The sequence below is a fragment of the Pseudomonas sp. NGC7 genome (assembly GCF_047159675.1).
Classification (GTDB): domain Bacteria; phylum Pseudomonadota; class Gammaproteobacteria; order Pseudomonadales; family Pseudomonadaceae; genus Aquipseudomonas; species Aquipseudomonas kermanshahensis.
This window is the reverse complement of the sequence record NZ_BAAFZY010000001.1, coordinates 3,068,827-3,081,035: the sequence shown is the minus strand read 5'-3', so window position 1 is coordinate 3,081,035 and position 12,209 is coordinate 3,068,827. Positions and strand designations below refer to the sequence as shown.

Sequence of the window (12,209 nt, the reverse complement as noted above, 5' to 3'; positions counted from 1 at the left end):
GGGAGCCGGCTTGCCGGCGATGGGGCGCAAGGCGCCCCCTTTTACTGCAATCAGGCAGCAGCGAACAGTTCGTTGGCGATCTGGGCCTGTGCGGCGTCGATGGCCTGGCTGCGGTGCTCTGGGCCGTAGGCCAGACCATGGGCGCGTACGATTTCCAGGTCGGTGACACCGATAAAGCCCAGGAACACCTTGAGGAAGTCTTCATGGCCGGCACCCGTCGGCTGGCCAGCGTGCAGGCCACCGGCGGTGGATACCAGGATCACCTTCTTGTTACCGCACAGGCCTTCAGGGCCGGCTTCGGTGTAGCGGAAGGTCTTGCCGGCAACGGCTACGCGGTCAATCCAGGCCTTGAGCTGGGTCGGCACGGTGAAGTTGTACATCGGCGCACCGATCACAACGGCGTCGGCGGCGAGGAATTCTTCCAGGGTTTCGGCGCTCAGCTTGGCTTCGAAGGCCTGGGCCGCGTCGCGCATGTCTTCAGCGGTACCGGCGGCCACCAAGGTAGCAGCGGAGAAGTGGGCGATGGCGTCGGCAGCCAGGTCGCGGTAGACCACTTCCAGGCTTGGGTCGGTGGCTTGCCAGGCTTCGACCACTTCGCGGCTCAGCTGGCGGGAGGCGGAATTGTCGCCCAGGATGCTCGAATCGATGTGCAACAGTTTCATGGGACTCTCCTGTAATGAAGACCGCGGCATTGGGCGATCACGATGGGGAGAATCCTACCGGGATGACGAATAGCTGATAAGCAGGCAAAAATGCGTTAGTTTGTCCCACAGATGGAACAGTGAGACATTCCCATGCAAGACCTCAACGACCTCTTCTACTTCGCACGCGTGGTCGAAGCCGGCGGTTTCGCCGCTGCCGGACGCCAGCTGGGCATCCCTAAATCACGCCTGTCACGGCGCATCGCCGAGCTGGAAGAGCGCCTGGGCACACGCCTGTTGCAGCGCACCACGCGGCAACTCAAGCTGACTGCCGTGGGCGAGCGCTATTTGCACCACTGCCAGGCCATGCTGCTGGAGGCAGAAGCCGCCGACGAGGCCGTCGCCAGCATGAGCAGCGAACCACGCGGGCGGCTGCGGGTGTCCTGCCCAGTAGCACTGGCACATGCGTTTCTGCCGGACGTGATCAGCCGTTTTCTCGCACAGTACCCACTGGTGCAACTGGACATGGTCCTGCTCAACCGCCGTGTCGACCTGATTTCCGAAGGCATCGACGTAGCCCTGCGCGTGCGTGACCTGGGCGACGAGGACCCGGCCCTGGTTACCCGCCGGCTGCGCCAGGCGCAAATGCAACTGGTCGCCGCTCCAGGCTTTGCTGACCACATTCGAGAGCCCGCCGAGCTGGCCTCATTGCCGGTGCTGGGCGCGGCCGAAGCTGACCGGCTGGTACACTTTCGCCTGCTCGGCCCGAATGGACGCCAACAGGACATCGCCCTGGAGCCACGCTTGGCCATCGATGATTTCGTGGTGCGTAATGCGGCGGTCCGTGCCGGGTTGGGCTTCACTGCGCTGCCCAGTATGTTCTGCGAAGAGGAACTGGAACGTGGCGAGCTGGTGCGGCTGCTGCCGGACTGGTCATTGCCGGGTGGGTATCTGCAGGCGGTGTACCCTCACCGGCGCGGTATGTTGCCGGCCGTACGGGTATGGATTGATCATCTGGCAGCGTCGTTCGAGGCCTGTGGGGAGCGTTATGTCTAAGCAGAAAATGACCGAAGCCCAAGTGGCGGACTTTTGCCTGAGCCTGCCCGGTGCGCGGGAGGACTATAAGTGGGGCGGTATCCGGGTGTTTTCGGTCGCGGGCAACAAGATGTTCGCGGTGCTCGACCTGGCGGGCGCAGGGTTATCGTTCAAGGTCGCCGATGAGCTGTTTCTGGGCTACTGCGACCGCCCCGGCGTGCGGCCCGCGCCCTACCTTGCGCGGGCGCGGTGGGTCAGCATGGCGCCGCCTTACCCCATGGGGCGCGACGAGCTGTGTGACTTGCTGCAGCGTTCGCACCAATTGGTGGTGCGAAAGCTGGCGAAGCGGTTGCAGGTGGGCTTGTTGATCTGAGCGTCAGGACACCCAGAGCAGGTGGCGCCCCAAAAACAGGTAGTCCACCCAAAACACCTGATGCAGCAACACAATCCCCCAGAACACCAGCTGATACGACAGCTTGCGCGTCTTGTGCCGGAACATCTGCTGGGCAACCAGCGCCCCCGGCCAGCCGCCAAACAGCTCGCTGGCATGCAGCACTTTTTCTGGCGTGCGCCAGGCCTGGCTGCGTGCCTGGTGTTTGTCTTGCCAGTACAGCAGCAGGCTGACCAGGCTCACCGCCGGGTAGAGCGCCAACGGCAACCAGGACTGATCGCGCCAGGCCATCTGCGCCGCGCCCAGGCCCGGTAGCAGGCACAGCGCGCCCAAAACCAGTAGTTTCAGGCGTACATTACGTACGCCCTCCTCGCGTTGCTCTCTGCCCATATCAGCCGTGCGCCGTCGACCAATCCACCCAACCGAACTGCCAAGTGGCCAGGATAAACAGGCCAAAGGCGATACGGTACCAGGCGAAGGCCGCGTAGCTATGGTTGGCGATGAACTTGAGCAGGGCGCGCACAGCGATCATGGCAAAGATGAACGAGGTCACGAAGCCAATGGCGAACACCGGCAAGTCGCTTGGCTGGAACAAGTCACGGTACTTGTAGCCGGAGTACACCGCTGCACCGACCATGGTCGGCATCGCCAGGAAGAACGAGAACTCGGTCGCGGCCTTGCGCGACAGCCCGAACAGCAGGCCACCAATGATGGTCGAGCCGGAACGCGAGGTGCCCGGGATCATGGCCAGGCACTGGACGAAACCAATTTTCAAGGCATGGCTCCAGCGCATCTCGTCAACGTGGTCGACCTCCACGCGGTGCTCACGGCGCTCGGCCCAGAGCATGATCACGCCGCCCACCACCAGGGCCGCAGCCACGGTGATCGGGTTGAACAGGTATTCGTGAATCAGGTCGGCGAACAGCACGCCCAACACCACCGCTGGCATGAACGCCAGCAACAGGTTACCCGTAAAGCGCCGCGCCGTAGGCTGGGTGGTGAGCCCAAAGACCACGTCGAGTATCTTGCGTCGGAATTCCCACACCACCGCCAGGATGGCGGCAAGCTGAATGATGATGTTGAACGCCATGGCCCGTTCGCCACCAAAGCCGATGAGGTCGGCGACGATGATCTGGTGCCCGGTGCTGGAGATCGGCAAGAACTCCGTCAACCCTTCGACCACGCCTAAGATGATTGCCTGAAAGGCAGTCCAAAAATCCATCATTCCCCCGATGGAGCGCTGCTGCTGCAGGCCCCTTGTTCTTGATTTACTTGAAATTGCCGCACACGGCCCGGCTGTTTTACAGCGACTGTTGGGCGTAACGCCAGTGGAAAAGTTCACGCCCCCTAAAGGTTTCATCTTGCGCGGCCGAAATCCTATCAAAGCCGCTTTGCAATGGCTTGCTCCGTTGCTGCAGACTACGACCAGACTAGCACTTAGCCATTAGTCGAGTGGGGGCTTGTCGCAAAGCATGCTTGGATGCACCTGAATAACAAGAACAAGGCGGGAGTGCCTGGATGAAAACCCTGAGATCGATGTCGATCAGCCGTCGTCTGTGGCTGATTCTGCTGGTGGCAGTGGCGATGCTGGTAGTACTCGGCCTGCTGATGCTGCGCCAGATCCATGGCGACCTGTACCACGCCAAGGCGGAAAAGACCCGCCACGTGGTGCAGACTGCAGCCGGTGTGCTGGCCTATTACCAAGGCCTGGAGGCGGCCGGTACGCTGAGCCGCGAAGCCGCCCAGCAACAGGCGTTGCAGGTGGTGCGCGCGCTGCGTTATGACCACGACGATTACTTCTGGATCAACGACCTGGGGCCGAAGATGATCATGCATCCGGCCAACCCCAAGCTCGACGGCCAAGACCTGTCTGCCATTCGCGACCCCGACGGCTTTGCCGTGTTCAACGAAATGGTCAACCTCGCCCGCAGCCAGGGTGCCGGCCCGGTCAACTATCGCTGGCCCAAACCCGGCGCCAGTGAACCGGTGGCGAAAACCTCCTATATACAGCTGTTCAAGCCGTGGGGCTGGGTCATCGGCTCAGGCGTGTACATCGATGACGTGCAGGCCGAATTTGCCCGGCAATTGCGCGACGCCTCGCTGGTCGGCCTAGGCATTGCCCTGCTGATGGCGCTGGTGGTCATGCTGATCGCCCGCAGTATCGCCCGCCCCTTACAGGAGGCCGTGCAGGCCATGGGCACTATCGCCAGTGGCGAAAGCGATCTGACCCGACGCCTGGACACTCACGGCCGTGATGAAATCACGCACCTGGGTGAACACTTCAACCGCTTCAACGGCAAGCTTCAGGGCGTGGTCGGCCAGCTACAGGGCGCCGCCCATGACCTGGCCAGGTCCGCCGGCCATGTCGGTGACAACGCCGGGGCAGCGCAACAGCACAGTGCCCAGCAATCCCAACAGATGGAGCAGGTGGCCACGGCCGTCAACGAAGTCACCTACGCCGTGCAGGATGTGGCCAAGACGGCCGAGCAGGCCGCCGGGGAAATGCGCGCGGCGCAGCAACAAGTGCAGCATGGCCAGCAGGCCATTCATGGCAGCCTGGAGCAAATCGATCGGCTGTCGGCGACCATTGACCAGGCCGTCCAGGTGATTCGCGACCTGGCCGGGCACAGCACGCGCATTGGGGGTGTACTGGACGTGATCCGCTCCATCGCCGAGCAGACCAACCTGCTCGCCCTCAACGCGGCCATCGAAGCGGCACGCGCCGGTGAACAGGGCCGTGGCTTTGCGGTGGTCGCCGACGAGGTTCGCCTGCTGGCCCAGCGCACCGCTCAGTCGACGGCCGAAATCCATACCATGATCGAGCACCTGCAAGGCCAGTCGGACGCGGCAGTACGGGCTATCGACACCAGCAGCGAGGCTTCGCGCCAGACCATCGAGCAGGCCCGCGAGGCCGGTGCCAGCCTGGATGCCATCAGCCAGGTGCTGCATAACCTGACCGCGCTCAACGCGTCCATCGCCAGTGCCACCTTGCAGCAATCGCATGTGGTCGAGGAGATCAACCGCAACGTGCTGGATACCGCCGGCTTGTCCCAGCAGACCGCCGAGGCGGCGCGCCAGTCGAGTGATGCAGGCGTGGCGCTGGGGCGGTTGAGTGAGGAACTGGAGCAGCTACTGCGTCAGTTCCGCGTATAGCCCCTGTGGGAGCGGCCTTGCCGGGCGCTCCTGCACTACTCCTTCCATTATCGACAAGCTACAATCGCGCCCCTCTTATCGCCTCTCCAAGGATCGCCGATGTCCGGCCTTGAACTCATCGCCGCCGTACTCGGCGTCACCGCTGTCTGGCTCACCGTCAAGCAGAACGCCTGGTGCTGGCCGATCGGGCTGGTCATGGTGTTGATCTATGGCTGGCTGTTCTTCGAGGTGAAGCTGTACTCGGGTATGTTGCTGCAAGTGGCCTACGCCCTGTTGCAGCTGTACGGCTGGTGGCAATGGAAGCGCCCGGGCCGTGCGCACGATGCCCGCCAGGTGACGCGCCTGCACACGCGCGCGCTGTGCACCGGGCTCGCACTCGGCGCACTGCTCAGCACAGCCCTCGGCGCGGCCATGGCCAACTGGACCGATGCCGCCCTGCCCTGGCTGGACGCCACGCTGACCGGCTTCAGCCTGGTCGCGCAACTGTGGATGGCACAGAAACGCCTGCAATGCTGGCCATTGTGGTTTGTGGTGGACATTGTCTATGTCGGCCAGTACCTGCACCAACAACTGTATTTCACCGCAGGCTTCTTCGCGGTGCTCACGCTGATCGCCGTACGTGGCTGGCTGGAATGGCGCCGTGACCCCGCGCTGGTGCAAGCATGAAGGTGCTGGTGCTGTGCGGGCCGGAATCCAGCGGCAAGAGCTGGCTAAGTGGCGTGCTGCAGGCGCATTTCGGTGGCGTGGTGGTCGCTGAATACGTGCGCCACTTCATCGACCAGGAATGCCGCGACACCTGCTACGCCGACATCCCCACCATCGCCCAGGGCCAGCTCGAGTGGGAAGACCGCGCCCGCGTGCAAGCGCCCGAACTGTTAATCCTCGACACCCACTTGCTCAGCAACATGCTCTGGAGCCGGGCACTGTTCAACGACTGCCCGGCCTGGCTGGAACAGGCCTTGCTTGCTCGGCACTACGACCTGCACCTGTTACTGAGCCCTCAAGGCGTGGACTGGGTTGCCGATGGCCAGCGTTGCCACCCCGACCTGAACGACCGTCAGCGCTTTTTCGACGATAGCCTGCAGTGGCTGCAACGCCATCAACAAGCACTGTTGGTGATTGATGGCAATTGGCCGCAACGCCAGTTGCGAGCCTTGCAAGCAGTCGCTACGCTGCTTGATAGCGATGCGCCAGCCTGCCCCACCGAGTGTTAAGCCACTGACACACCCTCGTGGGTGATAGTCCCCGCAAATGCGGGGGTTGCCCCTGTTCCGGGGGCAGTGTCAACCCCGTGATACACCCCTGCAAAAACCCCTCCAGGCAAGGCCTGTGCTGGCTTTGCCAGTGGCTGGCCAAATGCTCTGTTTCAGCGGTGATACAAAAAAAGCCGCTCTTCTTCAGCTTTTCTTCCCAACATATTGATTGCACAGCATTAACTGAAAGCGGCACACCTTCTGCTCTCTTATTCGCAACGCTGAATAGGGCCAGCGCTCAAAAGAAGGAATTGCCATCGTGGGGAATCTTGATAAAGGCATTTATCGGCTCCTGCTGGTCAGTAGCATCGTCGGATCGGGTTTGAGCCTGCCTGCCCAGGCCGAGAATGGGATCATCACCATTACCCGCGATGTGCAGACGCGCAACGCGACCATCCCGCCGCTGATTCCCGACCCCAGCCCGACCACAGTCAACGCTAACCCGTCGGCGCAGATTCTCAAGCAGACCCATGAACTGAGCGATGGCGACTTTGCCAACATCAGCAGCGGTGCCGGCATCAGCGCCCTGGTCACGCAACAGACCAACAACATTGGCGGCAACGTCACCAACCAGACGCAACTGCCCAACCTCGCCGCTGGGCGCGGCTCAGGATCAGGCAACGGCATCTCCAACATGGTCAACTCAAGCGTGCAACGCGGCCTGGCCCCCTTGCAAATCCTGACGGGAGGCAAGTGAGATGAGGCATACGCTGCTGATTTTGGCCACGCTCTGCAGTGCGCCGGCCTTTGCCCAATCCCCCGTGATCAACACCGCCAACATCGACGATTCGGGCAGCCAATACCAAGGCAACCTCACGGTCAACCAGGCAGCCGGCGACCTGCAGCAGCAGGCTAACGCCCGCGCCATCGCCGTGGGCCATGAGGCCAGCGCCACCACCCAGATACGCCAGCGGCTCGGCACCGCAGTCGACCGCAACATGGATGCCACCGCCAGCATCCAGGGCAATGCTTTCAGCCAAGGCAGCGGCGCCCTGGGCGTCAACCAGAGCGCCGGTGCCAGCACCCAGCAAGCCAACGCACTGCGCATCAGCCTCAGTACTCAACCGCAAAGCATCGACGACAGCGTCCTCATGCAACAGAACGTGGCGCTGCTCAACAACTCCGATCCAGCTGACACCGCACCCGGCCATCGCCAGGTCACGACCAGTGACCAGGCATTCACCGGTAGCCGTGGGGTGATTCAGGTGAATCAGAGTGCCGGGGTGGGAAACCGAATGGCCAACACCTTGAGCATACGGGTCGCGGATTGACCCAAACAGTTAAGAACAACACTTAACCTAAATAAAGTACGGAGAATCACCATGAAACCCTCGATGGCAATCAAGCCTCTGGTTTTCGCAATTGCTGCGGTCATGGCTGTTGCTGTACAAGCTGGGCAAAACGATCGGCGTAATGACCATCACAATGGCCACCACAACAATGGTCAGCACACGCCTCCACCCACCAAGATCCCGGTGTACGCCACCGCCAACGCCATAGATAGCCAGCGCAGCACCGGCAATACCGTCACCAACCAAGGCACCATCAACGAAGCCGAGATGAGCAGCTCGGCCACCGGTGCCAGCGGCAACGTCGGGGTCAACGTGGCGGCCGGTAACGGCAACCAACAAGACAACGCCGCCGCCATCGCCAACGCAGCGTCCGACTCGAGCCTGGACAATAGCTTCGTGTTCGGCACCGCCGAAGCCACTGCGGACGTTCGCCAGTTCAGCAACAACAACCGGGTCGACAACTGGTCTACCCAATCGTCTGCGGTGATGAGCGGTTCGGGTGACGGCTCCTCCGGTAACGTGGGCGTCAACATTGCGGGCGGCGACCTCAACCAACAGAAAAACACCATGGCGATCGCCAACACCAATGCGCCATTGGGTAATGCCACCGCAACCGCCTCTGCCGACCAGAACGGCCCAGGCCTGACCGTGCACAACAACGCCGACCGCACTTACCGTGTGGACACGCTGACCTTCACCACGTCGGCCAGCGGTTCGAGCTCTCGCGATGGCTCGTTCACCTCCAGCGATGACCGCAGCTCGTCCTCGAGCTTCAGCGTGGCGGGCGCCCAAAGCGCCAGCAACAATGGCTCCAGCTCCTGGAACTCCAGTGGCTCGGCCAGTTCGAACGCCAGCGGCTCCAACAGCTCCAACGCCAGCGGGTCGAACAGCGCCACTGCCAGCGGCTCCAATAGCTGGAACGCCAGCGGCTCTGCCAGCGCTAACGCCAGCTCGTCCAGCAGTGCCAGCCTGAACGCTACCCTGGCAGCGGCCGCCGATGCGACGCGCACTGTGACCACCGACGATGGCCGTCGTGAACGCACCCGTACCGACAGCTTCGATGCTTCGCTCAATGCGTCGCTCGATGCTTCGATCGACAAGTCGCATGAAAGCGCCTATGACTCGTCGTTCGAAAAAGCGTTCGACTCCTCCTACGACAAGACCCGCAACTCTTCGTACGACAAGTCTCGCGACTCTTCGTACGAGAAGTCCCGCGACTCTTCGTATGAGAAAGCCCACGATTCTTCCTACGCAAACGCTTCGGAGTCTGCGTACGAAAAATCGGGCGAAAAAGCCAATCAATCGTCTAACGACGTGTCGAAAAGCTTCAGCGAAAGCAGCTCGTATGACCTGAGCAACACCGTGTCCTTCCAAGTGCTGACCCCAACCGGCTGGGCCAACCCTGTGACCAACACTGCAACCCTGAGCGGTTCGGTGAATGGCGGCAGCGGCAACCTGGGCGTCAACGTGGCAGCCGGTGTGGGCAACCAGCAAAGCAACTCGCTGGCCATCTCCAACACCTCGTTCTAACAGCTGTAGCCTCGAGGCCCCCTACGGGGGGCCTTTTTCAACCAGAACAAGAAGGCACCCGATCATGCGTATTTTCGCCTTGGCGTTTTTGCTGTGCCTGGCCAGCGTGAGCGAAGCTGCACAAATGCCGTTGTCCGTGCTGCCCGGTGGCGCGGTGGTGTTCAAACCCATCCAGAGTGTGCGCGAGCGCAAGTTCGCCGACCTGGTGCAACAAAAAACCGACTTCAGTTGCGGCGCCGCGGCGCTGGCCACCATCCTGCGCCAGGCCTACTGGCTCGACGTGGACGAACAACACATCATCGAAGGCATGCTGGCGCACGCCGATCAAGACCTGGTGCGCACGCAGGGCTTCTCCATGCTCGACATGAAACGCTACGTAGAAAGCCTGGGCATGCGCGCCCGTGGGTACCGGGTAGCACCCGAAACCCTGACCAGCGTGCGTATCCCGGTCGTGGTGCTGATGGACATCCGTGGCTACAAGCACTTTGTGGTCATGCAAAAGGTCGACAACGGCTGGGTGTACATCGGTGACCCTGTGCTGGGCCACAAACGCTTCAAGGTCGAGGACTTCCTCAAAGGCTGGAACGGCATCATCTTCGCCGTGATCGGCCAGGGTTATGACAAGGGCAATGCCCTGCTCGACCCGCCTCTGCCACTTACTGCCAAGGGCCGCGTCAATAACTTCACCCCGGTACAGGACGCAGAGCTGCTGGATTTCGGTTTCATCAAAAGCGACTTTTTCTAACGGTTCTTCTAACGATTGGGAGCACGACGCTCCGGGAGCATCCAATGAAGATTCCATTCTGGCTAGCCGTGGCATGCCTGGCCGCCAGCCTTCCGACCCACGCACAGCCGCTCACCCCCATCGAACTGAAGGATCAGGAGTTGGCGAACCTGCGCGGGCGCTATGTGATGCCGGGGCGGATCGTCAGCTTCGGCATCGTCATGACCAGCACCTGGCAGAACGCTAAGGGCGACGTGATCGGGGCATCGTCGACGCTGCAAGTGCAGCAAAACACCATCAAACCGCAGTTCTATGTGTCGATGATCGACGAAAAAGGCACCAGTGCGGCCCATTCGCAAAGTGCCAGCCCTGCGCCCGGCACCGGTGCGGTCAGCGGCGGCAGCGGGCTGACCACCACCGAAGGGGTGACCCAGGTGGTGCGTGCGGCGGGCGACAACAACACCGCCTATAACAATGTCGACATCAACGTCACCAAGGCCAACCAGGCGCCCGTGGCCCAACCGCAGGGCCAGGCACTGAACGCAGGCTCGACCCTGGTCGGCGAAAACGGCGCAGGCGCGCTGAGCGTTTCGTCCACCGGCGTGGGCGTGCAGCTCAATATCAATGCCGCCAACAACCAGGGCAGCACTGTGCAACGCCTGGCCCAAGGGGGCCTGACGCAGAACACGACGTTGCTTGGCAACGGCAACCAGGTCAGCAACCTCACCTCCCTCAACGTCGTCATGCGCGAGAACGTACCCACGGCCGCTTCGCTGAACGGTAGCCTCGACCAGCTCAAAGGTCTTCGCACTCTCGGATACTGATCTACGCTCAGTCTCATCAAAAGTAGTCGGAAGGGACGGCATATCCATGCACCGATCGTTAACGTTCAGAGCTTTTGTCTGTTTGACTACCCTGGCCCCATCCACCGCCCTTTATGCAGCAGTCGACCCACAGGTTGAGGCCCTGAAACAAGAACTGATGGCGTTGAAACAGCGCTACGAAGCGCAGCAGCAAGCGTTGATGGTCCTTGAACAACGGGTTCGCCAGGTGGAGGAGACCCCGGCGGCGCCGCAGCCTAAACGGTTGACCAAATCCCCGGCCGAAACGGTCAAAGGCGGCCAGACTGTCGCCGCCGGGGCGCCAGGCACCACCGGCAGCTCCTATGGCCAATCGCTCAAGGACGATTCCGAACCTGCGCAAAGTGTGTCCAACCTGTACGACGAGGCCAGCGGCTTCTTCGGTGGCGGCAAGTTCAGCTTCGAAACCGGCGTGACCTACACCCATTACGACACCCGCGCACTGGTGCTCAACGGCTTCCTTGCGCTGGACTCGATTTTCCTCGGCAACATCAACCTGGACCGCATCAAGGCAGACAACTGGACCCTGGACATGACCGCCCGCTACAACCTGGCGCAGCGCTGGCAGTTCGACATTAACGTTCCAGTGGTCTACCGCGAATCGACCTACTCGTCTGGCGGCGCCGGTGGTGCAGCCCCGGTCACCAGTGATGAAACCGTCACCCGCGACCCGGAAATCGGCGATATCAACGTCGGCGTTGCCTACAAGTTCATGGACGAGTCCGAAAACTGGCCCGATGCGGTGGCGACACTGCGGGTCAAAGCGCCCACCGGCAAGGACCCGTACGGCATCAAGCTGCGCGAGGTACCAGGCAACGACAACCTGTCGGTGCCGGAAAGCCTGCCGACCGGCAACGGCGTATGGGCGATTACACCGGGCATCTCGCTGGTCAAGACCTTCGACCCCGCCGTGCTGTTCGGCAGCCTGTCCTACACCTACAACATGGAAGACTCGTTCAGCGACATCAGCCCCCAGGTCAACAGCAAGGTGCCGGGTGACGTGAAACTCGGCGACTCCTGGCAAGTCGGGGCCGGTATCGCCTTTGCCTTGAACGAGAAGATGAGCATGTCGTTCTCGGTTTCCGACCAGTTTGCCCGCAAGAGCAAGATCAAGCCGGATGGCGGCGACTGGCAATCGATCAGCAACAGCGATTACAACTCAGCCAACTTCAACATCGGCATGACCTTTGCGGCCAGCGACAACCTGACCATCGTGCCCAACCTCTCGATTGGCCTGACCGACGATGCGCCAGACTTCTCCTTCAGCCTCAAATTCCCCTACTACTTCTGACCCCCAGCCACCTGCCGGGCCTGCGCAAGCCAGCCCGGC

The 12,209-nt window shown here is 61.8% G+C and carries 14 protein-coding genes; 11 read left to right on the top strand and 3 right to left on the bottom strand.

Annotation, left to right across the window (positions count from 1 at the left end; genetic code table 11):
- Positions 1 to 50: 50 nt before the first annotated feature.
- Positions 51 to 662: an FMN-dependent NADH-azoreductase gene (locus tag ACMCNM_RS13875; RefSeq protein WP_412764637.1), complete on the bottom strand. Its 612-nt coding sequence runs from the start codon at positions 660 to 662 to the stop codon at positions 51 to 53.
- A gap of 132 nt (positions 663 to 794) precedes the next feature.
- On the opposite strand from ACMCNM_RS13875, the gene ACMCNM_RS13870 reads away from it, so the two are divergent.
- Together ACMCNM_RS13870 and ACMCNM_RS13865 are read left to right on the top strand one after the other, a co-directional pair.
- On the top strand, positions 795 to 1,697 hold the full coding sequence (locus ACMCNM_RS13870; protein WP_412764636.1) for a LysR substrate-binding domain-containing protein: 903 nt from the start codon (positions 795 to 797) through the stop codon (positions 1,695 to 1,697).
- A complete protein-coding gene (locus tag ACMCNM_RS13865; protein ID WP_027594778.1) occupies positions 1,690 to 2,049 on the top strand; it encodes an MmcQ/YjbR family DNA-binding protein in 360 nt (119 codons plus the stop codon). The genes ACMCNM_RS13870 and ACMCNM_RS13865 overlap by 8 nt, the downstream gene beginning before the upstream one ends.
- 3 nt (positions 2,050 to 2,052) lie before the next feature.
- Here the strand turns inward: ACMCNM_RS13865 and ACMCNM_RS13860 are convergent, their stop codons facing one another.
- Complete coding sequence (locus ACMCNM_RS13860; protein WP_412764635.1) at positions 2,053 to 2,457, bottom strand: DUF1294 domain-containing protein; 405 nt, start codon at positions 2,455 to 2,457, stop codon at positions 2,053 to 2,055.
- A 1-nt stretch (position 2,458) separates the two neighbouring features.
- On the bottom strand, positions 2,459 to 3,289 hold the full coding sequence (locus ACMCNM_RS13855) for an undecaprenyl-diphosphate phosphatase (protein ID WP_099455835.1): 831 nt from the start codon (positions 3,287 to 3,289) through the stop codon (positions 2,459 to 2,461).
- Positions 3,290 to 3,585: 296 nt separating this feature from the next.
- Between ACMCNM_RS13855 and mcpP the strand changes: the two genes are divergently transcribed.
- The 9 genes from mcpP (at position 3,586) to ACMCNM_RS13810 (ending at position 12,170) form a co-directional block, all read left to right on the top strand.
- Complete coding sequence (gene mcpP, locus ACMCNM_RS13850; protein ID WP_412764634.1) at positions 3,586 to 5,220, top strand: methyl-accepting chemotaxis protein McpP; 1,635 nt, start codon at positions 3,586 to 3,588, stop codon at positions 5,218 to 5,220.
- A gap of 99 nt (positions 5,221 to 5,319) precedes the next feature.
- On the top strand, positions 5,320 to 5,886 hold the full coding sequence (pnuC, locus tag ACMCNM_RS13845; RefSeq protein ID WP_412764633.1) for a nicotinamide riboside transporter PnuC: 567 nt from the start codon (positions 5,320 to 5,322) through the stop codon (positions 5,884 to 5,886).
- Positions 5,883 to 6,434 (top strand): AAA family ATPase, encoded by a 552-nt coding sequence (locus tag ACMCNM_RS13840; protein WP_275751382.1) that lies wholly within the window; start codon positions 5,883 to 5,885, stop codon positions 6,432 to 6,434. The genes pnuC and ACMCNM_RS13840 overlap by 4 nt, the downstream gene beginning before the upstream one ends.
- Positions 6,435 to 6,732: 298 nt before the next feature.
- Entirely contained in the window at positions 6,733 to 7,170 is a 438-nt protein-coding gene (locus ACMCNM_RS13835) for a hypothetical protein (protein WP_099453929.1), read from the top strand.
- Between the two features lies 1 nt (position 7,171).
- Complete coding sequence (locus ACMCNM_RS13830; RefSeq protein ID WP_412764632.1) at positions 7,172 to 7,744, top strand: adhesin; 573 nt, start codon at positions 7,172 to 7,174, stop codon at positions 7,742 to 7,744.
- A 51-nt stretch (positions 7,745 to 7,795) separates the two neighbouring features.
- Positions 7,796 to 9,295 (top strand): heme utilization protein, encoded by a 1,500-nt coding sequence (locus ACMCNM_RS13825; RefSeq protein WP_099429537.1) that lies wholly within the window; start codon positions 7,796 to 7,798, stop codon positions 9,293 to 9,295.
- Positions 9,296 to 9,359: 64 nt separating this feature from the next.
- Positions 9,360 to 10,040, top strand: a complete 681-nt coding sequence (locus ACMCNM_RS13820) for a C39 family peptidase (RefSeq protein WP_027594769.1) — start codon at positions 9,360 to 9,362, stop codon at positions 10,038 to 10,040.
- A gap of 44 nt (positions 10,041 to 10,084) precedes the next feature.
- Entirely contained in the window at positions 10,085 to 10,843 is a 759-nt protein-coding gene (locus ACMCNM_RS13815) for a hypothetical protein (protein WP_412764631.1), read from the top strand.
- Positions 10,844 to 10,889: 46 nt separating this feature from the next.
- The gene (locus ACMCNM_RS13810; protein WP_027594767.1) at positions 10,890 to 12,170 is read left to right on the top strand and encodes a hypothetical protein; all 1,281 of its coding nucleotides are present in this window, start codon (positions 10,890 to 10,892) and stop codon (positions 12,168 to 12,170) included.
- Positions 12,171 to 12,209: the final 39 nt, after the last annotated feature.